Source organism: Metabacillus litoralis (assembly GCF_007994985.1).
GTDB lineage: Bacteria > Bacillota > Bacilli > Bacillales > Bacillaceae > Metabacillus > Metabacillus litoralis.
In genome coordinates this window covers 249,519-270,872 of record NZ_VOQF01000005.1, presented here as the reverse complement: position 1 = coordinate 270,872, position 21,354 = coordinate 249,519, and the positions used below count along the sequence as shown (strand labels likewise).

Sequence of the window (21,354 nt, the reverse complement as noted above, 5' to 3'; positions counted from 1 at the left end):
ATTAACCGCTCCTTTTCTTTTTCACCAAAACTGTATATAATTCTTCTTCATGTTCTCGATGAAAAGAGATAGAATCCACTAATTCTTTTATAAGAAGAAGTCCTCGTCCTCTTTCATTATGAAGAAAATCTTCTAAATCATATGTTAAAGCCTCCTGTGGAACACCACCACATTCATCAGAAATTTGAATAATATATTCATCTTCCTTCATCTCCACTTCAGCATATAGATTGTATTGATGAGCATCATCTCCATATTTGTTAATCGTTGCTTCAAAAGAATTAACAAGAAGCTCATGAGTAATAAAGCAAATATGCTCTTGTAATGAACAAGAATATTCCTCAAATTTATCCCTAAGTGCATCATCAAAACTTTCAATTTCGTCAAGATCACAAGGCAGCTGAACATCCCATTTAAACATAATCACACCCCATTATTTCAACGTAATCGTTACCGCACAGACGTCATCTTCAAGAAAGTCGATAGCATTAATTTTTTCTTTTAAGTATGGAATAAAAGCTATTCCATTTAAAACTGACTGTTGATATTTATCCATTAATCGTGGAATCACTTTGTTGTTATTACCCTTTTCCATAAATTGATCTAATACACCATCAGAATACAAGAGAATTTCCGATGATTTCTTGTATGAAATAGTTGTTTCTATATTTGGTAAATCAGATACAATCCCTAAAGGTAAGCTTCCCTCATTGAGTAATGTAACTGTTGCATCATTATTTAATAAAAAGCCTGCTGGATGCCCCGCATTATAATATTTAATTTCTTGTTTATTTGTATCGATTAATAAGTAAATGCCCGTGACAAAAGGTGAGATGTGATCATTATCTTTAAACCAATCTTTAATTGATTTATTTAACTCATTCATTACATCAAACGGACTATTTTTTTCAGTTGAAATGGATTTCAATATTGGAGTTATTGCCATACCAATCATAGCTGAAGAAACACCATGTCCCATTACGTCCAGTACAACAGCTATATAAATGCCATCATTCACTTGTTCCCATCGACATAAATCACCTGATAAATGAGAAGATGGAGTATATAAAAAGTCAATTTTTATTCTTTCATCGTTCATATCATCACTTATAAAAGATCTTTGTATGTTTCTTGCTAAATTAAGCTCTTTCTTCATTTGCTGTTCATAATCAGTCAATCTAAAATATACTTCTTCTAATTCAATTGTTGTACTAATGAAACTTGCATACAATTCTAATACATGAATATCTTCTTGTTTCAATACGTATGGTTTAGGATCTAAAGCACATAAAGTTCCGAAAACTGATCCATCTTCTAACATAATCGGCACACCAATATATGAACCGATTTTAAGTTCATCTGTCACAGCTAAATCTTTTACAAGAAAATTGGTAGATGTGTCACTTATTAATACAGGTTCTCGCTTATTTGCCACAATATTACAATAAGATTCTTCAAGAGGCTTATTAACTCCATCCGGAATGATACAGCCATCTTGCATAACAAGCTTTTCTAAAATTTTAAATCGATTATTTCTTGTTGTGGCAACAAAGAAAGAGCTACCCGGAATTCTCTCACTGATTAATTGGAGAACATTATATGCTGCTTTATCAAACTTTTTTAGTTTTTCCACAATTCGCCACTCTACCTCAACTTTATTATAGTAAAAAAACACTTAACTACTATATCGACAAAATTCTACAATATTATAGGGGTTGACAGGAGGTATTAAGAAACTTTTGAAGCTATTTACCTAATATAGATATAAAGAACGAATAAAATATGAGTTAGTAGGAAATTACCTTAGAGGTTTGTATATATTTTGGTAGTAACAAGGAAAAATCAATGAAACACCGAATTACTAAATGAAATAAACACAATATGTTTGGAGGGCTCTAGTTTGGAGGTTGTATATATTCAGGTTGCAGGAATTGCTGTTGCTGTGGTTTCAATTTTAATTGCCATTTTTCAATTTCTGCTTTTTATAAAATTACCACTGGCGGAATATAGCTGGGGTGGTAAATATCAAGGTGTACTACCTAAACGAATGCGCTGCATGAGCTTGCTATCAGCAATGATTTTACTTTTGATTGGATTTATATTTTTGATTCATACGAATGTTTTAACGATAGAGTTCGTTCTACCAACGTATATTTTTGTTTGGTTCATAACAATTTTTATGGGGTTAAACACTTTAGGAAATTTAGCATCAAAAAGTAAAAAAGAAAGAATGGTCATGACTCCCTTAGCATTTGTAACATTTATATCTTGCTTATTTGTTTTAATACTTAGCTAATAGGTGTCAAGAGGTGGAAGCTTTTATACATAATAAGCTGACTCGAAGGTGTTGGAATCAACGTCCATTGAAATCAGCCTTTTCTTTTTGGAACCGCTTCTAATGTTCAAGCTTTATCTTTTTTCTAAACAGATTAAAAGAAGTTAACTTATCACCTTCGTTCAGTTTATTTACCAACTAAGCATTTATATACTTTTATGTAATAATGGTGAGGAAAGGTTAATCATTGTGTATGGCTGACCATATTCCATTGTTTCATCTATAAATCTCTCTAAACTTTCATTGTTATTTGTAACAACTTTCACTAAATAACTATACTGACCTGTTAATCTATGACACTCGGTCACAACAGGATTTTTAATGCAATATTCTCTAAACGCCTTACACTGATGTGTTTCAACTAAAACAAAAGCTTTTACTGGTTTATCTATTTTATCTGGATTTATTTTCGCTTTATACCCTTCAATTACACCTTGTTCTTCTAATCTTCGTACTCTTTCTGTTACAGCTGGTGTTGATAACGCAACTTTTTTTCCTAAGTCCGTCATTGAAATTCTACCTTCATCTTGAAGGATGGTTAAAATTTCACGATTTACTTTATCCATATAAGCTCACCTTCAATTCTATTTATAAATTCCTTAATTTCCTTATATTCTTAAGAATAGCAGTTCAAACTCCTTATAAATAGTATATATCTTACATTTTATATAACTTAAAATTGAATTAATACATATAAAGGAAGCTATACAGTGGGATTAGAGATGAAGAATATTTGTGAAAAATTTCATGATTCTATTCGTGATGATGCGTATATTTGTGTTCATGAATGTACTTTTTGTCATGATTGCACAAAGAAAATGATCTTTATTTGCCCAAATTGTAAGGGGGAGTTAGTTAAGAGACCTAAACATCTTAACAAAATAAGGTAATAAAAGGAGGAATTAAAATGAAAAGTGCACTTATTATTGTTGACGTACAAAATGCTTTCTTTGATCCAAGTTGGGGCACGCGTAATAATCTTCAAGCAGAAGCTAACATTAGTCAGCTATTAAGTTTATGGAGAGAAAGTAAACAAGAAGTTATTTTCATTCAGCATATATCTAAAAATCCCAACTCGCTTTTTTATCAAAAAAAATCCAGCTCTCAAATCAAAGATATAGTCCAGCCAGCAGCAGATGAAATGATCATCAAAAAAGAAGTTAATAGCGCTTTTATCAATACTTCACTTAAGGAGCATCTTGTTAAGAAGGAAATTTCAGATGTCGTAATCGTTGGGTTAACAACAGCTCACTGTGTTTCTACGACAACTCGGATGAGCGGGAACTTAGGCTTTAATACATTCCTAATTTCAGATGCAACAGCATCATTTGGTTTATATGATCATAATGACCAATATATTGATGCAGAAACAATCCAAAATGTCTCACTAGCAACATTACATAAAGAGTTTGCCACAGTTTTAACGACAGATGAGTATATTAGAACCTATTTGGGGTCTGACCCCAAAAGCATAAAAAAACAGAACATCAAATAATTCGATGTTCTGTTTACTAATCCTAATTCATTAGTGATTTGCTACTTTATTAAGTCCGCCTGGTTTATTATGAACGGCTATTTTCTCAATAAGCTTGTTACTCTCGGAATTTAGACCTATTAAATTCACCTTCACACCATTTTGATGATATTTAATGACAACTTTATCAATAGCACCAACGGCAGAATCATCCCAAAGGTGAGCCTGTGTTAAATCTAAATCAATTTCCTTTACATTTTCTTTAAAATTAAATTCTTTAACAAAATCTGTAACAGAAGCAAAGAATAATTGACCTGATACTCGGTAAATCTTCTTACTAGATCCATCAGAAGATAAGCTTGTTACCTTTACTTTTGATATTTTTGCAGCGAAGAATATCGCACTTAAAATAATCCCAACAAGAACACCTTTAGATAAGTCATGAGTCATAATAACAGTAATGACTGTAACAACCATAACTAACGTATCTGTTAAAGGTACTTTGTGCAGAGTTTTTAATGCAGTCCAATCAAATGTACCGATAGAAACCATGATCATAACTCCAACAAGAGCTGCCATTGGTATTTGAACAAGGAAGTCATTTAATAGTAAAATTAACACCATTAAGAAAACCCCTGCAACTAATGCTGATAATCGTCCTCTACCACCTGACTTAACATTGATTACTGATTGACCAATCATCGCACACCCTGCCATACCGCCAAAAAATCCTGAAACAATATTGGCAATACCTTGACCACGTGCTTCTTTATTTTTGTCACTATCTGTATCTGTCATATCATCTACAATTTGTGCCGTTAATAAAGATTCCACTAATCCTACAATCGCAATAGAAAGAGAATATGGAAAGATGATTTTCAATGTTTCAAAGTTTAATGGAATATCAGGTAATAAGAATAGTGGTAATGCCTGTGTTAATTCACCCATATCACCAACAGTTCTGACACCACTTCCAGTCATAAATGCAATGAGTGTGATCACAACAATTGCTACTAGTGGTGATGGCACAACCTTTGTAAAGCGTGGCAAAATATAAATAATAGCTAGTGCTCCAGCTACCATAGCAAACATCGGCCATGATTCACCTGCAAAATGTGGTAATTGTGATGTAAAAATCAAAATAGCTAATGCATTAACGAAACCTGTCATAACCGAACGAGGAACAAATTTCATTAACCTTCCTAATTTTAAAACACCCATAATAATCTGAATGATACCAGTAAGAATGGTTGCAGCAAGTAAATATTGCAATCCATAATCAGCAACTAAAGTTACCATCAACAGAGCAGTAGCCCCTGTTGCAGCTGAAATCATTCCAGGACGTCCTCCAACAAAAGCAATTGTCACCGCAATACAAAAAGATGCGTATAATCCTATCATCGGATCTACACCTGCAATGATTGAGAACGCAATTGCTTCAGGAATTAATGCAAGAGCAACCACGATACCTGCTAATACATCACCTTTGATATTTCCAAACCAAGAATATTTAATTGTACTTAAATCCAAAAAAGACACTCTCCCTTTAACATTTTTTATTTTTTTATGACTTTCAACTCTCATGAAAGTCGGGTCCGTTATTAACATAAAGAATTATATATGGTTTTGACGAATTTGTGAAATTTGATGTAAGCGGAAACATTAATTGAATTCTCTATCATTCTTTATTTATCGAACAATAACACGTACAAAACATAAAAATAAGGTAATAGATGCCCTTTTTATCTTTTACACTTAATGTTGTTATAAAAACGCATCTCAACCTACATCAAACAATGTTAGTCCCCTTTTATTTATTCTTTTATGAGAATATGAGTTGTTAAAAAACCTCTTGTACATAATAAGCATTATGGAAAGGAGGTAAAAAAAGTGGAGCATCTTTCTTATAAAGATTCTTGGTTTGGTAATATCAAAGGTGACCTTTTATCAGGATTAGTCGTTGCACTTGCACTCATTCCTGAAGCGATTGCCTTTTCGATCATTGCAGGTGTTGACCCAATGGTTGGGCTTTATGCTTCCTTCACGATTGCTGTTACAATTGCCTTTGTTGGTGGCAGACCAGGAATGATTTCAGCTGCAACAGGTGCAATGGCTCTATTGTTTATAGATTTGGTCAAAGATCATGGTTTAGAGTATCTTCTTGCTGCAACAATATTAACTGGTATTCTTCAAATTCTTTTTGGGATCTTTAAATTATCAAGATATATGAAGTTCATACCAAGATCAGTTATGGTAGGATTTGTTAATGCATTAGCACTTTTAATCTTCACCTCTCAACTTCAGCATTTTGAAGGAGAAAGCTATGTTATTTATATTTTAGTTGGTCTTACATTAGCGATCATCTATTTACTACCATATTTAACGAAAATCATTCCATCTACCCTAGTAGCAATTGTTGCTATAACAGTTTTAGTTATCATGATGAATATCGATGTGAGGGCAGTTGGTGATATGGGAGAAATTTCACGAACATTACCTATGTTTTTAATACCTAATATACCATTCAGTTTTGAAACCTTATTAATCATTTTTCCTTACTCAATAGCACTTACAGTTGTCGGCTTATTAGAATCTCTTTTAACTGCCACAATTGTGGATGATATGACAGATACACCAAGTGATAAAAATGTTGAAAGTAGTGGACAGGGTATTGCAAATATCATTACAGGTTTTTTTGGTGGAATGGCTGGGTGTGCCATGATCGGACAATCTGTTATTAACGTTAAATCTGGAGGTAGTCGGCGTCTATCCGCTTTGGTTGCAGGAGTCTTCCTTATGTTCTTAATTATCGTTTTAGGTGATATTGTTGTTCAAATTCCAATGGCTGCTCTTGCTGGTGTGATGATTATGGTTTCAATTAGTACATTTGACTGGAATTCCATTAAGACGCTAGGTATTGTACCAAAAAGTGATGCAATTGTGATGATTGTCACAGTCATTACTGTGATTTATACTCATAATTTAGCTATTGGTGTATTTACTGGTATTTTCTTAAGTGCGATCTTTTTTGTTTCGAAAATATCAAAGATACGTGTAGAAAGTCACTTAAAAGGAGATACAAGAATATATAGAATTAATGGAGAGTTATTTTTTGCATCAGTCACAGAATTATTAACATTTTTTGATTATAAAGAAAACATTATGTCTGTTGAAATAAATTTAACTCAATCACATATTTGGGATGATTCAGCCGTTGCTGCAATTGATAAAATTGTATCAAAATTTGAAGAAACAGGTAAAAGTGTAAAGGTAACAGGCTTAAATGAAGAAAGCACAGAATTAATTGGAAAACTAGCAAATAAACTGAACTCCCATTAGCAGGAGGTGTGAAGAATGTATAAAAGAATTTTATTAGCTACAGATGGTTCAGAGCATTCTAAACGAGCAGCAGAAAATGCCATTCATATTGCAAAATGCAGTAAAGGATCAACAATTGATGTGGTATATGTTGTTGATGCTGAAAAGGCCAAATCAGATGTTCTAAGCAATTGGAATTCGGTAGATATTAACGATAAGCGTAAGGAACGAATGAAGGATGTTGAAAAACAAGCAATTGAAGCCGGTGTATCTTTTGAGATTAAGATTCTTCATGGAGAGCCAGGACCTTGCATCGTTAAATATGTAAGCGATAACAACATTGATATTGTAGTCATTGGTAGTCGTGGGTTGAATGGACTTCAAGAGTTTGTATTAGGAAGCGTTAGTCATAAGGTCGCAAAACGAGCGAACTGTCCTGTTTTGATTGTTAAATAAGGCTCTTTTCTGAAAGATTGTTGCTAATTGTCCTAGTTATTTATTAGTTATAGCAAAATAAGTACTAATTTATGAAGAAAAGATACCACCCTGCTTTATGTTATGTTATTTAGAGTTATTAAGAGCAACAAAGTTTATAAAACAGCCTTAAATAATAAAAGTACGGAGAAATTACTTCCCCGTACTCATTTTTTCTTCATTATAAAATCGTAATAAGTCACCATAAATAATTTTATCAGAGAAACTTAATTCACTATGTGCTTTTTCTTCATATGAATCACAAGCTCCTTCAGCTTCAATTACTTCCTGAGTTTGACGATCATAACAAACATCAGATATGGAAACATACTTCTCCGTTATAAAACTACCATTTCTCAAAACGGCAAATGACTGTCGATCAGGTGAAAATAAGTCATTTCCAAATTGAATCATTTCTGTTGTATCAATACCAAGCAAATGTAAAAGTGTTGGTTTAATATCAATTTGACCAGAAACATCAGTTATCAATTTCGGGTCTTCATCTGTTATACCAGGCATATGAATCACAAATGGAACACGCTGTAATTGCACGTTATCATAAGCTGTTATTTCATTTTTCCCTAAAAACTTCGCCATTGCTTCATTATGATTTTGAGAAATACCATAATGATCACCCATTAGTACAATGATGGAGTTATCATAAAGTCCAGATTCTTTTAGCTTCTCAATAAATCTCTTCAACGCTTCATCTTGATAGCGAATCGTTGTTACATATCGATTTAGTATTTCACTAGTAGAATCAAATTCATCGATCAACTTGTCTTCTTCGTCTAATTCAAATGGAAAATGATTTGTTAACGTAATAAAGTAGCTATAAAACGGCTGTGGTAACCCTTTCATTAAATCCACAGACTGTTCAAAGTACTCTTTATCCTTCAATCCCCATCCTGTTGAATTTGCCTCATTCACATCATAGCTTTCTAAGTCATAAAACTTATCCACACCAAATGCTTCATATATAATATCTCTGTTCCAAAAGCTCGCATTATTGGCATGAAATGTTGCAGAGTAATAGTCGTTTTCTCTTAGAATTTCTTGCATTGAGTTATACTCATTATCATTATGTGTAAAGAAAACCGCTCCACGACCAAGAGGATACAGTGAGTTTGCCACTAGAAATTCTGAATCAGATGTTTTGCCTTGCTCTGTTTGATGATAGAAGTTTTCAAAGTAATAGCTTTCATTGATAAAATCGTTTAGGTAAGGTGTAAGTTCCTCCCCATTTAATGTTTCGTTGACAACAAAGCTTTGTGTAGATTCTAACGAAACAAAAATCACATTACGATCTTTAGCGATACCGAACATCTTTTCATCAGGTTCTTTTTTATTTGCTTTAATATAATTTTGTATTTCTACAAGCTCATCACTATCAGCTAGCACTCTTTGTGCCGATGTACTTGATTGGACTACAGCATCATAAATATGGAAGTTAAAAATCCCAATATTTTTTACTAATACCTCACGATCAAATGAACGAGTTAATAGCTGTGGACGTGATATCTCAGAAAGACCTAAATGAATCACAAACACAGCTAAAACTAACAAAAAGTAAGCTTTTCTCTCTTTTGAGGGTACAACATCTATTTGCTGAAATTTATGCTTTAGTGCTATCCATAGTAAAAGTAAAACATCAATAAACAAAAGAAAATAAATAGGATCTACTAACTCTTGAACACTACTATCTAAATCCCCCATATTACTTGACTGAAATAAAAGAGGAATTGTTAGAAAGTCATTATAAAAACCGTAAAAGATCATATTTGAAATCAGTATAATTGTCACCAACGTACTGATCACGAGAATATAAATGTTCCTTGCTTTTTGCTTCATAAATAAGCCGAAACCAAAAATCAACAAAAAGAAGCTAAGTGGGTTCATAAATAGAATAAAAGATTGCAGCATATTTTCTATTTTTATATCAAAACCAGTTCGATAGACAATATACGTTTTTACCCACATGAGGACAACAGCTAAAAATAGAAAAGAATATCTGCTTATTAAACTTTTTAACATCTTATCCTCCTCAAGTATCGTTCAAAATCACCTTATTATTATAGAATAACATACAAATATTGTTATTCGAAGTTATTTGCTATTTAAGTAGTTTGAAAAGGTTCATAAACGGAATAAATATATCAAATTAGAAGGTAATTAGCAAGTGATTACAGCTTTTTTCAATCCACTACATAATTACTTCTATCATAATTATAAACTAGATCGAACTAGTTTTATGGTAACTTCACCCACCTCTATGAAAGCTCATATTCATATAGTTTATTAATGTCACTATGTGCTATTATTAGAAAAATAGAAATTTGTCGAATTATAACGTTTTCTGTCAGGTAATCTAGAAAATACAGGAGGAAATTATGAAAATTAAAGTTAAACTGCTTTTATTAGTTTCATTATTAATTTCAGGGATAGCCATTATAGGGACATTATCAGCTCTGCAATTAAAATCAACAGAAAAATCATATCTTGAAATGCAAGAAGATGAAAAGGTTCAATTAATACTAAAATCCTTACAATATCGTTTTACAGGTTTATCTAATGATGAAAGAGCCTTCTTACTGACAGGAGATAATGAGTTAATTACAGGTATAGAAGAAAAGGAAAAGAAAATATTTGAATACCTTGATGAGCTAAAAACTATTTCCACTCTTGATAATGCTGATCAAGAAGCTCTCGATTCTATAAAAAGCAATTTGTTAACTTATAGCGAAGCAAATGAAAAAATGGTCAATACTTATTTGAATGGTGAAATAGAAGCAGCTCTTGTCGTTCATATGGAAGAACAAAGAAGCATTCGAAAAGAATTAGTTGATCCGAGTATAGAAGCTTTTATCAATAAGCTAACAAATGAAATTGAGGAAGATAAGCAGTTATTAGATAAGCATCAAAGCTTTGCAAACTTAATTTTATATTCTACTATTGCGTTGTCGATTATAGGTGGGGTTATTGCTTCACTTTTTATTATTAGATCAATTAATAAACCGATTAGTATTATGAATAATCGCTTAAAAGAAATATCTGAAGGTGAAGGAGATCTTACTCAATCAATCAATTTGAATACAAAAGATGAACTTGGTGAAATGGCTCAATCGTTTAATAAGATGATAGAAAAATTACGAGATCTATTTCAGCAAGTAAGCTTTTATTCAGAGCAAGTAGCTGCAGCATCGGAACAATTAACAGCAAGTTCAGAAGAAACAACGAGAGCAACTGAATTAATTTCCACAACAGTCCAAGAAGTAGCATACGGAACAGACAAACAAGTGAACAGTGTGAAAGATGCAACTAAAATAGTTGACGATCTTTCAAAATCCGTTCAGTTAATCGCGGAAAGTTCCACTGCTGTTACAACAACAGCTAATCATGCATCAGACATGGCTGATAAAGGGAACAATTCCGTAACAACTGTTATTTCACAAATGAGTGATATTAACTCTACTGTTACTGAGCTTTCATCAAAAGTGAAAACCTTAGGAAAACGTTCAAGTCAAATCGGCGAAATTATTAAAGTCATTACAGAAATTGCCGAACAAACAAATCTACTTGCATTAAATGCAGCAATTGAAGCAGCAAGAGCTGGTGAACACGGGCGAGGCTTTGCCGTTGTTGCAGATGAAGTACGTCAACTAGCTGAACAATCAACTAAATCAGCTTCAGAGATTTCACAATTAATATCAACCATACAAATCGATACTGATAACACAGTAAAGACAATGGAAGAAACAACAATCAAAGTGGCAGAGGGAATTACCTCAGTCAATGAAACAGGTGATTCGTTTGAACAAATCCAGAAATCAATTGTTGAAGTATCTTCGCAGATTCAAGAGGTAGCTTCAGCCGTTCAAGAGATGTCTGTTGGGACAAAATTAATCGTCCAATCAATGGATCAAATTGCTGAAAGCTCTGATATTACAGCAAGTGGAACATTAAGTGTTTCCTCTTCCACAGAAGAGCAGCTTGCAGCAATGGAGGAAATTACTGCTTCATCCTCTACCCTATCTCACATGGCTGAAGAGCTACAGAAGATAGTTGGTAAATTTAAAATTTAATAAGCGAAATTTTTATGTGAAAGGGACAGCAAGTTTTAGCTTGCTCCCTTTTTTATTTACAGCTGTATCTTTCAGTAAAAAAATGGTTAACTAATATTTTCCTAATTTTAGTAGACAATTGCTTTAAAATCATTTATTATGACAGTATCGTCATATGACAATAATGTCATAAACAAAAAGGAGAAACTGTAATGCCAACACAAACCTTTTATAATTTACCTAATGATAAGAAAAACCAAATAATTAATGCTGCCGTCGATGAGTTTTTTGATAAAGGCTATGAAAAGATGAGTATTTCAAAAATGATTAGTAAAGCTAATATTCCAAGAGGAAGCTTTTATCAGTACTTTGTAGACAAAGATGAGCTTTATAAATTTATTATTATCGAGATTATCGGAAACAGGAAAAGTCACTACTCTACTCGATTGGCAGGAAGAACTGATGAAATGAAGTTTATCCCTTTCATTCGTGCATTATTTATAAGTGGTCTTGAATTCTATAAAAATGAGCCTAAGCTTGCAGCAATAGCAACAGATTTTCTTACGATCAGGAATCAAGAATTAAAAAAAGAAATAGAAGGTAACAGTCAAAAAGCTAGTCAGCAATTTTTTATGAGCATGATAGAAAGCCGAAAAAAAACTGGCGAAATATCTGAAGAAATTGATTCAGAAATGCTCATCTATTTGATTAATACAATCAATGCAACATTTGCAAATTATTTCTTAGAGCATCAAGACATGGGTTTTGACAATGAAGAGTTGATCAAGTACATCGATCGATTACTATTCATCTTACAAAATGGCATAGTTTCAAACTAAATCAGATAGGAGTGTTGAACATGTTTTTTAAAAAATATGATAAATTAGTCGCATCACTATTTGCTTTCCTCACTTTTATATTCTTTATCTTAGCCATAACAAATAGGGATTTTTTAGATTGGGCCTTTGCTCGTCATCACAATCAGTTAAGCTGGTTTATTCGACCAATTTTTTTAATTCCTTTTTGTTATTTTGCTTATAAAAGAAGCTGGAGTGGTATTTCAATTACGATCTTTAGTCTTTTCACAAGTATGTTTTGGTTTCCTGAGCCAGAAATGGTAAGCAAACAGGTTGAATTATTTCTTGATTATGAAGTTGAATATTTAACAAGCGAATGGGGCTTATCAAAAATCCTGTTAACTTTATTAGTCCCCATCTCTTTCTTGTTATTAGGGTTAGGGTTTTGGAAGAGAAATTTGTGGATCGGTTTATCCGTTATTGTCATGATGGCTTTAGGTAAAATGATGTGGAGTGTAACTTCTGCAGGTGAATCTGGAAAATCAATCATGATTCCTGCTGTAGTTGGATTACTACTTTGTGTTGCTTTTATATATTGGGGATTTAAGAAATTAGAGAAGAAAAAAGAGAGTATTGGGAAATAGGCTGTGATTTCGAGAAAATTGTTCAGGTCTTTATCCCTTTTTTGATGATGCTTGAGTAGACTATTCTTAACAACACATTTTTGAAGTGTCTGGAGCAAATTCGCTACCATTTAACAATGCATAAAACATAGCAAAGTATGAGAAAACAACCTTTTAGAATGAGTCATTCAATTTAGCACATACTAAATTGAGAACATTTGCGCAAAGGAGGTTGAAGGAAATATGGATGATCAATTACAACAATATATTGATATTATTAAGAAAAATTCCGAAACAATGAATGGACCAGATTATGATGGAAGAGAACAAGATCTACTCAGACAAAAGGAAGACCTAGAAATGTATGAGCACGAGCTGAAGATGAAAAGTAGATCATCAGAAAATTTTGATAAACTTGTAGATGCTACAGTTTGTTTCGTAAACAATGAACTATCACAACCAGAATTGGATGAAATCTACAAACAAAGTATCAAATGAACATCCTTCGGGGTGTCTTTTTTTTAGGCTCTTTTCTGAAAAATTGTTGCTATTTGACTTAATTTCCTCTTAGAAAACAGTGCTTTTTTAGAAGGCTATATTAAAGCTTAATGTTTATTTTTAGCACTTTGTTGATTGGAGGTGAATATATGAGACTCCTGCGGGAGAAGCGTGTCAAAGGGAGACCCACAGGCGCTTGCGCCGAGGAGGCTCCCAGACCGCCCACGGAAAGCGAATGCCTGTAACGGAAATCAACAACAAAGTTTAACAAGGTAACCTTCTAAGAAGAAAAGATGCCTCAGACTTTATACAGTGCTTTTCCTTTAAGATACTAATATCAACAAAGTTTACAAAAACAGTCTTTTTTATGTCTTCATACCCAAAATCACCCGACCTCTCCCTCTCTCCTTTTGAATTTAAATTTCTCAAAAATGTGTTATTGTCTATTACAGTTTTGGGATATATCCATAGTATGTATTGATCTAATGTGAAATGGAGGTGCTTTTTTATGGGTTACGGATATGGCGGATTTGGCGGTGGCTTATGCGGCTACGGAAACACAGCTCCTGTTGCTGCACCAGTTGGTGTCAATCCTTTTGTTTTAATCGTTGTTTTATTCATTCTTCTTATCATTGTCGGAGCTGCTTATTGTTAGTTAGATAATTAAAAAGATTTTTAAAGACTGTAAACAGATGAGATTCATTTTTGTAGCAAAATATACAAGGACTGTGTGACCTGTTATATGAAAACAAGCTTAAGTAATTTTGTTACTAGGTCGGTGAAGCCTTGCAACAAAAAACTAATGTATACGCACAAAAAAGCCCAGAGCTTAAAAACTCTGAGCTTTTCTATCTAACTTCCTATTTAAAAGGGTATATTTTTAACAAAGTTCTATATCTATTTCTTTTATCTCACCATTTCTAATTGCCTTCGCATCTTCATTAACTACTATAGAACTTTCAATTTTTTTGGAACTTCCATCTTTGTATTTTAAGTTAAAAGATTTCACTTCAACTTTATCCGTTCCATACGTATTTTTTCTTTCTGTATTGTAGTACGTTACCTTTGTGTCCCCTAAAAACGTAAAGGATGCTCTACCTGATTCGTCAAACATCCAACTAGGCAGATTTGGTGACAGAGTTAGAACTAACTGACCTTCGCTTATATGGAATGTTTTTTTACCGATCATCATCATTTTCCACATACTTAAAAATTCAGCCGTTGAACCACTCAATCTTGCAATGAACCCCCTACCATGGACAGAAGGATCAGGATTTACAGAGCTTGCAATAAATGATGAATTTTCTAATGTGCTTCTTCCGTATGTCTCTGGATCCAAGAATGGTATGAGTGATGTTTGAATATCATTAAAATACTCATCATATAAACCTGATTTTAATACCTCTAGAAGGTATTTGTAAGACATATGAAGAAACACTGACTCTCTTTCCAGCCACCCAGGTGTAAATGCTTTTATTCTTCCGATTTCAAAAGATTCGTTATCAAGGCTCACAGATGTTTTATACATCTTAATATTCTTATCAAACAGATCTGATTTTTTTACTTTTTGATAAATTGTTTTCGCCTTATCTTGATCTGAAATCGCTTTTAGCGCTCTGGCTGGTCCTTCTAAGAAATAAGGGAGAACAGTTGGGTTGGAAAACCCATATATTTTGACCTTAGGCAGTCCATATTGACTAAGATTATTTTCTAAAACGTCAAATTCATTCACTTCGTATGAAAGATATGTTGGGTATAAGCCTTCTCCAAGCTCCTCAGCTCTTTTTATTCCTAAATCAATCTTATTTAAGAAATTCTTGTACACACCTTTTAATTCACTAAGTGAAAGCCTTGATTCTTCACCGTTTATACCGAAACGAATTTTTTCACGGAAAGATTCTCTCATTGAAGCAACTTGATCCCAGTAGTGAAAATCATCTACATTTCCTTTAAAGTATTGATCTACTAAACCACTGGTTCCCTCTAAAAGTTCAGCATATTCTACCGGTACATCTACTTGGTTGTTTTTATACTCTTCAGTTGTTGTAAGTAAAAACTCGACGATTCTTCTCAATTCAAATGTTTCACTTATTCCAGAACCTATAAGACCAGGTAGGCCGTTCATCGCATCATTCCAACCTGGTTTATTCGCCTCCATTTCAACACCAATACCTAGTGGATCAAGTGTGACGAATTTCATTAATGAAAGAGAAAGTAGCTTAACAAATAAAGTTGTGTGATAAACTTCACCAGAGCCATTTTCTATTCTTAACCAGTTCGTATCATTAATTGCGATTCCAAGTTTAGACATTTTTTCTTTGTCTTCAATAACAGAGCCAAATTGCCTTACATTTCCTTTTGATAAGACAAATTTTTCGCTTCTAGGAAGAACATAGGCAGGGCTATCAAAATACTTGTAGCTCTTATCCTTAAACATAAAGTCTACAAAGTGATCTGGGTAAACATCAAGATAACTTTCGACTAAATCTAGATTATATGTCCAATGGTCAACCCAAAAGCCTTCTCCAAAACCTGCTTCAATATTTTGTTGCGATATGCTTAAAATATCTGTTAAAAAAGCTTGGTCATCTATTGTTAGCTGCACATTTTCATTTGCTATATAGTTGATCAATTGTCCTGGAGTAAATTTACTATCCAAGAGGTTTATTATTTGTTCTTGATGGCTTTGAACATGCTCTTTTATTAACTCTTTTAACTGAGCTTGTTGATTAGCTGCGATTTCAAAAGAACATCCCTTTACGAGTAAAGGATTGTATCCATCAGCTTGTATAAGGCTCATGAACATTTTTGTATTGAAACTACCAACAGCTGGTTCAAAATAGATGTCATTTCTTCTATTTTGATTCATGTCTCTGAAATTCCCGTTTCCTTGAGAGAAGTACTCTGGTGCTATTGAGAAGAAATTATAATCTCTTTCCTGATCTCCATGTTTCCGTGAAAAAAGATGATAAACAAAACCGTCTTTTTTATTATCTAAAAGATATGGATATCCACCACGTAAGAAATTATCTAAATAACTTTGTCTAGCATATTCATCAAACATTTCTGAACCTGTTTTAGTATTTATCTTATCTGTTAACTGTCTAATCAGTCTGTTTGCTAAAAGTTGTTTTTGGTTAATATAATCTACATTCACTAAATCATTCACTCTATTATTAATAAGATCTATGTTAGATACATGTCCAATAATACTGAAGATTTCAATCGCTTCTTCTTCTCCTATGCTTTTTTGAATCGGAGTAAAAGCACATGGCACTTTATTTGCTGTTACTTGTAGTTTTTCAACTAAATCTTCTAGTGGTTTTTTTACAAAGTTCTCTGGATTTAAAAGCGAATGATCACTGCCAAAGATGATTTCTGTATCCACAATAGGAGATATTATTTTTTCATCATTTGAGAACGTAAGGAAAAAGTGTCCCTCTTTTACTTCATTTACTTCTGCTTCATCCCCGATACTTGCACGAACATGATAATACGGTATTTTATTATTAAGGTTATAAACTTCCATCCAGCTTCTAAGTAAATTTCCCATTTCTTTGTATAGTTGATTTTCTACACCGTATGGTAGAACTTCCGGCATTCCATCTAATACCTCAATATTCAACTGTTTCTTCGTTAAGTTTCTTATTTGAACTTTTCTAACTAATCCAGCAAAGCTTTCTTCTGGCATATTAAAGTACTCAATCACAGTACTCAATCCAAGTTCTTCATTTACTTCTTCTATACTTATTTGGTTCGCTTCTATATACATTTTTCTTTTAATTTTTTTATTTAAAGTCGGTTGAAACGGTTCATACACCATTTTACGATCATTGAGTTTAATAAATGTTCTAAAACCAGTTGTAGATACATTTTTATAGGCAATATTGGCTGGTGAAAATTCCATGATCGGTGAATGTTTGTCTCTCACTCCAAAGCTTGAGATACCCTGACCTCTATTCACGTAAAAAGTCCACATTGGCACCCCTTTTATTCCTGCTACCCCAGGGAGAAAGCTGGAAAATGTTTTTGCCTTATCATAGTCTTCAATTACCATTCTCTTTTTTTCATCAAAGTAGTAGTTTTTCATTGGCATCTCCTTTTAATTAGGCCAAGTTATAGTTGGTTGTTGAGGACCGTTGCAGACATATAACAAAGTACTCAAATTCAATAACAATCTTTAACACAGCCTTTTATTAAGTAAGTTAAGATTCCTTAAACCTTAAATCAATTATTCAGATTCTTCATTCCGTAGCCAGTTCATTTAGTTTTTCTTTCCATTCTATTGAAAACGTTATCATATCCTGTTTTAACCCTGACGGAAGAGCAGATTACTCATCCATCAGGGTTAAAATTGTAAATTCTTATCTATAGGTTGTTTTTTAAATAAATTTTATGAAAACAACGAAATGATTAAATTTCATAACCACCATTTCGTATTACTTTTTCATACCAAAAATAACTATCTTTTTTAGTTCGTTTCAACGTATCAAAATCAACATGTACAAGACCGAAACGTTTATTATATCCTTCTGCCCATTCAAAATTATCTAAAAGCGACCATGTTAAGTATCCTTTTAAGTTCACGCCTGAATCTATACTTCTCTTAATTGATACAAGATGTTGTTTAAGATATTCAATACGTCTTTCATCTTTCACTCGGTCATGCTCTACTCCATCATTATAACAAGCACCATTTTCAGTGATATAAATTGGCACATCACCGTACTGATCCTTTATTTTCAATAGAACTTTATAAAACCCTTCAGGATAAATATTCCAATCAAAATCAGTTTTCTCATAACCGATATCAATTCTTTCTAAATCGAATAATCCTTCTCCCTCTTTATATCTTCCCACACTTCCTGTGTAAAAATTGATTCCAAGGAAATCAATTGGTTGTTTGATGATGTCCATATCTCCATCAGCAATTTCTAAGGTAACTCCCTTTTTCTCAAACCAATTTAACATGAATGTCGGATAATTCCCCTCAAACACAGGGTCAAAGAACCATTCCATAAAATAGCCCATACCACGATTACATGCATCAATGTCTTCTTGTTTTCTACTAAAAGCTTCTATCCACTCTACATTAGGAGCATACCCAATTTCCCCATCAATAGATAAATTTCTAAATTCTGTTACTGCTTTTCCGTGTGCAAGCATCAAATTATGTGAAATATTGACAGCTAATTGTAGATCCGTGTTTCCAGGAGCATGGTCACCTAAATAATTTGAAAGAAAGGATACACACCAAGGTTCGTTGATCGTAATCCATTTTTTAATTTTTCCATGAAACTCTTGAAACATCACCTTTGAATAGTGAGCAAAGGCATCTACTACTTCTCTATTATTCCAACCACCTTTTTCTTGTAGAGCCTGAGGTAAATCCCAATGGTATAGTGTACACATCGGTTCAATACCATTTGCAAGCAACTCATCTACAAAATTATGATAATATTGTAGGCCTTCTTGATTGATCTCACCAGTACCCTCTGGGAAAATTCTTGGCCAAGATACAGAAAATCTGTAAATATCAATTCCAAGTTCTTTCATAATCTGAATATCTTCTTTGTAACGATGATAGCTATCACAAGCGATATCCCCATTATCCCCATTCCGAACTTTACCAGGTGTATGAGAAAACGTATCCCATATAGATAATCCTCTTCCACCTTTTGTTGAAGCACCTTCTATTTGATAAGCTGCAGTTGCTGCCCCCCACCTTAAATCTTTTGGAAATGTTATGTTAGCCACTTTTTCGTCCTCCACTTTTCTACCTAGCGAATATAGGTTTTATATATATGACCTTACTTTCACCGGAATCTATTAATCTTTATGAAAACTATTACACTCATGTAAAAAAATTAGGTAATAGCTTTCTTTCAACTTTTTACTTCTAATTTAAGTTACTAAAATTTACATCGAGGTTCTTTCCTTTTTATCCGAATCAATATCTATTACTTAACAGCACCATCTGTAATACTAGATATGAATAAGCGATTAAAGAATAAGAAGATGATGATTAACGGTACAGTTGCCCAGAATACACCAGATAGTAGCATTCCAAAGTCTACTTTAAATGTGTTACTTAATGATGCTAATGCAACTTGAATCGTATACATTTCTGGATCACGAAGAACTGTAAATTGCCATAGAAATTCACCCCATACAGCTGTAAATACAATAATACCTAGAGTTGCAAACGCAGGGAGAATAATTGGCAAAACAATACTTCTGTAAATTCTAAAGTTCGAACAACCATCCAATTTTGCAGCCTCAATTAACTCATCAGGCACTGACTCACTTATATATTGTCTCATCAAGAAAATACCTAAAGGATTAAGGAAAAACAGAATCATAACCCCTTGAAGTGTATCAAGCAAACCTGCATTAGCTATTAAATAGTATTGTGGAATCAATCCCAGTTGCGGCGGAATTACCATCGTCAAAAGGATCGCAATAAAGAATGCATTTTTTCCCGGAAACTTAAATTTAGCAAATGCAAAGCCCGCTAAAGAACTAATAATTAACACAACAAGTGTAACAACTGTGCAAAGAATAATCGTATTCCACATAGATTGGAAGAAATTTATTTGTCCTAACACTTTTTGGAAATTCTCCACCAACATGTTACCTGGTGTCAAAGTTGGCGGTATTGAATTATAAGCCGCACTTGGACTTGTTGCCATAACAAACATCCAGTAAAACGGAAATAAAGATAAAAGTGATGCTAGTCCTAAAAATAGATAGATCGATATTTTACTTAACGAAAGTTTTTTTGCTCCTGCTGCACGATTCATTTACTAACACCCCTTTTCTTTAGTTTCATACCAGAAGTTAGGAATACATTGATTGCTGCAGCGGCAATGATGATGAATAATAAAATAATCGCTGTAGCTGAAGCTGTTCCAAAGGACTGTAATCTAAAAGCATCACGATATAAATACATAACAACTGTCATTGCTTCATCTCGAGTAAATGCACTTGCCCCTAAAAACACAGTTGGTTCAGCAAATAATTGGAGTGCACCCACTGTTGAGAAAAATACAGTTAATAAAATAAATGGTTTAAGAAGTGGCATAGTAATGTACATTAATTGTTGGAATTTGTTAGCCCCGTCAATTGTTGCTGCTTCATATAAATCATTAGAAATGCTTTGAATTCCAGCAAGGTAAATGATTGTGTTATACCCTACCCATCTCCAAAACACCATAAATGATATCGCAATTTTAGTTCCCCATTCTGAGGAAGCCCAGTTAACCGGATCGATACCAAATAAGCCTAATACATAGTTTGCCAATGAAGATTCGTGATTGCTAAAAAGCACACTGAAGATAAGTGCTACCGCAACCATTGACGTAATATATGGCATGAAGATCGTTACTCTGAAGAATTGTTTAAAACGGAGAAACGATAGATTCAATAAGAAGGCTAAGATGATCCCAATCACTAGTTGTGGTGCAGTTCCCATTAAACCCATAATAATCGTGTTATAAAGCGACTTCCAAAACAGTGGATCTTGCAAAACTACTCTAAAGTTATCCAACCCTACGAACACCTTCGGACTTAAGCCATCCCACTTTTGGAAAGCTAAAAATATACTATAAAGAGCAGGATATAGACCTACTAATGCAAAGATAATGAAAAATGGAGCGATGTAAACATAACCTGAAATCATATCCTTTTTTTCTTCAGATATAGCCGTTTTCTTACTGTTTTTGCTTTGTTTAAGAGAAATCATTTCTACTCCCCGTTTCTAAGTAAAAACTGA

At 33.2% G+C, this 21,354-nt stretch carries 19 protein-coding genes; 10 read left to right on the top strand and 9 right to left on the bottom strand.

Features of this window, described 5'->3' with window-relative positions:
* Position 1: 1 nt before the first annotated feature.
* Both FS935_RS09380 and FS935_RS09375 read right to left on the bottom strand, forming a co-directional pair.
* The gene (locus FS935_RS09380; protein WP_146947860.1) at positions 2 to 421 is read right to left on the bottom strand and encodes an ATP-binding protein; all 420 of its coding nucleotides are present in this window, start codon (positions 419 to 421) and stop codon (positions 2 to 4) included.
* Positions 422 to 433: 12 nt separating this feature from the next.
* Complete coding sequence (locus FS935_RS09375; RefSeq protein WP_146947858.1) at positions 434 to 1,633, bottom strand: PP2C family protein-serine/threonine phosphatase; 1,200 nt, start codon at positions 1,631 to 1,633, stop codon at positions 434 to 436.
* Positions 1,634 to 1,900: 267 nt separating this feature from the next.
* Between FS935_RS09375 and FS935_RS09370 the strand changes: the two genes are divergently transcribed.
* On the top strand, positions 1,901 to 2,296 hold the full coding sequence (locus FS935_RS09370) for a hypothetical protein (RefSeq protein ID WP_240050871.1): 396 nt from the start codon (positions 1,901 to 1,903) through the stop codon (positions 2,294 to 2,296).
* A 185-nt stretch (positions 2,297 to 2,481) separates the two neighbouring features.
* Here FS935_RS09370 and FS935_RS09365 read toward each other — a convergent pair whose 3' ends face one another.
* Positions 2,482 to 2,901, bottom strand: a complete 420-nt coding sequence (locus tag FS935_RS09365) for an Lrp/AsnC family transcriptional regulator (RefSeq protein WP_146947856.1) — start codon at positions 2,899 to 2,901, stop codon at positions 2,482 to 2,484.
* Between the two features lie 156 nt (positions 2,902 to 3,057).
* Here FS935_RS09365 and FS935_RS09360 point away from each other — a divergent pair, with 156 nt between their 5' ends.
* Together FS935_RS09360 and FS935_RS09355 are read left to right on the top strand one after the other, a co-directional pair.
* The gene (locus FS935_RS09360; RefSeq protein ID WP_338036913.1) at positions 3,058 to 3,225 is read left to right on the top strand and encodes a DUF1272 domain-containing protein; all 168 of its coding nucleotides are present in this window, start codon (positions 3,058 to 3,060) and stop codon (positions 3,223 to 3,225) included.
* Positions 3,226 to 3,242: 17 nt separating this feature from the next.
* Entirely contained in the window at positions 3,243 to 3,830 is a 588-nt protein-coding gene (locus FS935_RS09355) for a cysteine hydrolase family protein (RefSeq protein WP_146947852.1), read from the top strand.
* A 30-nt stretch (positions 3,831 to 3,860) separates the two neighbouring features.
* Here FS935_RS09355 and FS935_RS09350 read toward each other — a convergent pair whose 3' ends face one another.
* Positions 3,861 to 5,339, bottom strand: coding sequence for a SulP family inorganic anion transporter (locus tag FS935_RS09350; RefSeq protein WP_193559357.1), 1,479 nt, complete (start codon positions 5,337 to 5,339; stop codon positions 3,861 to 3,863).
* A gap of 360 nt (positions 5,340 to 5,699) precedes the next feature.
* Between FS935_RS09350 and FS935_RS09345 the strand changes: the two genes are divergently transcribed.
* Together FS935_RS09345 and FS935_RS09340 are read left to right on the top strand one after the other, a co-directional pair.
* Entirely contained in the window at positions 5,700 to 7,148 is a 1,449-nt protein-coding gene (locus FS935_RS09345; protein WP_146947849.1) for a SulP family inorganic anion transporter, read from the top strand.
* A 15-nt stretch (positions 7,149 to 7,163) separates the two neighbouring features.
* Complete coding sequence (locus FS935_RS09340) at positions 7,164 to 7,583, top strand: universal stress protein (RefSeq protein WP_146947848.1); 420 nt, start codon at positions 7,164 to 7,166, stop codon at positions 7,581 to 7,583.
* Between the two features lie 171 nt (positions 7,584 to 7,754).
* Here FS935_RS09340 and FS935_RS09335 read toward each other — a convergent pair whose 3' ends face one another.
* Positions 7,755 to 9,635 (bottom strand): LTA synthase family protein, encoded by a 1,881-nt coding sequence (locus tag FS935_RS09335; protein WP_146947846.1) that lies wholly within the window; start codon positions 9,633 to 9,635, stop codon positions 7,755 to 7,757.
* 356 nt (positions 9,636 to 9,991) lie between these two features.
* Between FS935_RS09335 and FS935_RS09330 the strand changes: the two genes are divergently transcribed.
* The 5 genes from FS935_RS09330 to FS935_RS09310 all read left to right on the top strand — a co-directional run bounded on the left by FS935_RS09330 (position 9,992) and on the right by FS935_RS09310 (position 14,235).
* On the top strand, positions 9,992 to 11,683 hold the full coding sequence (locus FS935_RS09330; protein ID WP_146947844.1) for a methyl-accepting chemotaxis protein: 1,692 nt from the start codon (positions 9,992 to 9,994) through the stop codon (positions 11,681 to 11,683).
* 191 nt (positions 11,684 to 11,874) lie between these two features.
* Positions 11,875 to 12,501 (top strand): TetR/AcrR family transcriptional regulator, encoded by a 627-nt coding sequence (locus FS935_RS09325; RefSeq protein ID WP_146947842.1) that lies wholly within the window; start codon positions 11,875 to 11,877, stop codon positions 12,499 to 12,501.
* Positions 12,502 to 12,521: 20 nt separating this feature from the next.
* Positions 12,522 to 13,103 (top strand): hypothetical protein, encoded by a 582-nt coding sequence (locus tag FS935_RS09320; protein ID WP_146947840.1) that lies wholly within the window; start codon positions 12,522 to 12,524, stop codon positions 13,101 to 13,103.
* A 222-nt stretch (positions 13,104 to 13,325) separates the two neighbouring features.
* The gene (locus FS935_RS09315; RefSeq protein WP_146947838.1) at positions 13,326 to 13,580 is read left to right on the top strand and encodes a YnfE family protein; all 255 of its coding nucleotides are present in this window, start codon (positions 13,326 to 13,328) and stop codon (positions 13,578 to 13,580) included.
* A gap of 508 nt (positions 13,581 to 14,088) precedes the next feature.
* Complete coding sequence (locus tag FS935_RS09310; protein ID WP_146947836.1) at positions 14,089 to 14,235, top strand: YjcZ family sporulation protein; 147 nt, start codon at positions 14,089 to 14,091, stop codon at positions 14,233 to 14,235.
* Positions 14,236 to 14,460: 225 nt separating this feature from the next.
* Here FS935_RS09310 and FS935_RS09305 read toward each other — a convergent pair whose 3' ends face one another.
* From FS935_RS09305 to FS935_RS09290, 4 genes are all read right to left on the bottom strand, one after another.
* On the bottom strand, positions 14,461 to 17,670 hold the full coding sequence (locus tag FS935_RS09305; protein WP_146947834.1) for a cellobiose phosphorylase: 3,210 nt from the start codon (positions 17,668 to 17,670) through the stop codon (positions 14,461 to 14,463).
* Between the two features lie 323 nt (positions 17,671 to 17,993).
* Positions 17,994 to 19,337 (bottom strand): GH1 family beta-glucosidase, encoded by a 1,344-nt coding sequence (locus FS935_RS09300; protein WP_146947832.1) that lies wholly within the window; start codon positions 19,335 to 19,337, stop codon positions 17,994 to 17,996.
* Between the two features lie 203 nt (positions 19,338 to 19,540).
* Entirely contained in the window at positions 19,541 to 20,383 is an 843-nt protein-coding gene (locus FS935_RS09295; RefSeq protein ID WP_146947830.1) for a carbohydrate ABC transporter permease, read from the bottom strand.
* Positions 20,380 to 21,324 carry a carbohydrate ABC transporter permease gene (locus tag FS935_RS09290; RefSeq protein WP_146947828.1) on the bottom strand — a complete coding sequence of 315 codons (945 nt, stop codon included), beginning with the start codon at positions 21,322 to 21,324 and terminating at the stop codon, positions 20,380 to 20,382. Before FS935_RS09290 ends, FS935_RS09295 begins: the two co-directional genes overlap by 4 nt.
* Positions 21,325 to 21,354: the final 30 nt, after the last annotated feature.

Coding starts and splice junctions, on each gene's coding strand:
- FS935_RS09290 (WP_146947828.1), bottom strand. CDS start 21,324: ATGATTTCTCTTAAACAAAGCAAAAACAGTAAGAAAACGGCTATATCT.
- FS935_RS09305 (WP_146947834.1), bottom strand. CDS start 17,670: ATGAAAAACTACTACTTTGATGAAAAAAAGAGAATGGTAATTGAAGAC.
- FS935_RS09330 (WP_146947844.1), top strand. CDS start 9,992: ATGAAAATTAAAGTTAAACTGCTTTTATTAGTTTCATTATTAATTTCA.
- FS935_RS09340 (WP_146947848.1), top strand. CDS start 7,164: ATGTATAAAAGAATTTTATTAGCTACAGATGGTTCAGAGCATTCTAAA.
- FS935_RS09365 (WP_146947856.1), bottom strand. CDS start 2,901: ATGGATAAAGTAAATCGTGAAATTTTAACCATCCTTCAAGATGAAGGT.
- FS935_RS09295 (WP_146947830.1), bottom strand. CDS start 20,383: ATGAATCGTGCAGCAGGAGCAAAAAAACTTTCGTTAAGTAAAATATCG.
- FS935_RS09325 (WP_146947842.1), top strand. CDS start 11,875: ATGCCAACACAAACCTTTTATAATTTACCTAATGATAAGAAAAACCAA.
- FS935_RS09335 (WP_146947846.1), bottom strand. CDS start 9,635: ATGTTAAAAAGTTTAATAAGCAGATATTCTTTTCTATTTTTAGCTGTT.
- FS935_RS09315 (WP_146947838.1), top strand. CDS start 13,326: ATGGATGATCAATTACAACAATATATTGATATTATTAAGAAAAATTCC.
- FS935_RS09355 (WP_146947852.1), top strand. CDS start 3,243: ATGAAAAGTGCACTTATTATTGTTGACGTACAAAATGCTTTCTTTGAT.
- FS935_RS09320 (WP_146947840.1), top strand. CDS start 12,522: ATGTTTTTTAAAAAATATGATAAATTAGTCGCATCACTATTTGCTTTC.
- FS935_RS09360 (WP_338036913.1), top strand. CDS start 3,058: ATGAAGAATATTTGTGAAAAATTTCATGATTCTATTCGTGATGATGCG.
- FS935_RS09310 (WP_146947836.1), top strand. CDS start 14,089: ATGGGTTACGGATATGGCGGATTTGGCGGTGGCTTATGCGGCTACGGA.
- FS935_RS09380 (WP_146947860.1), bottom strand. CDS start 421: ATGTTTAAATGGGATGTTCAGCTGCCTTGTGATCTTGACGAAATTGAA.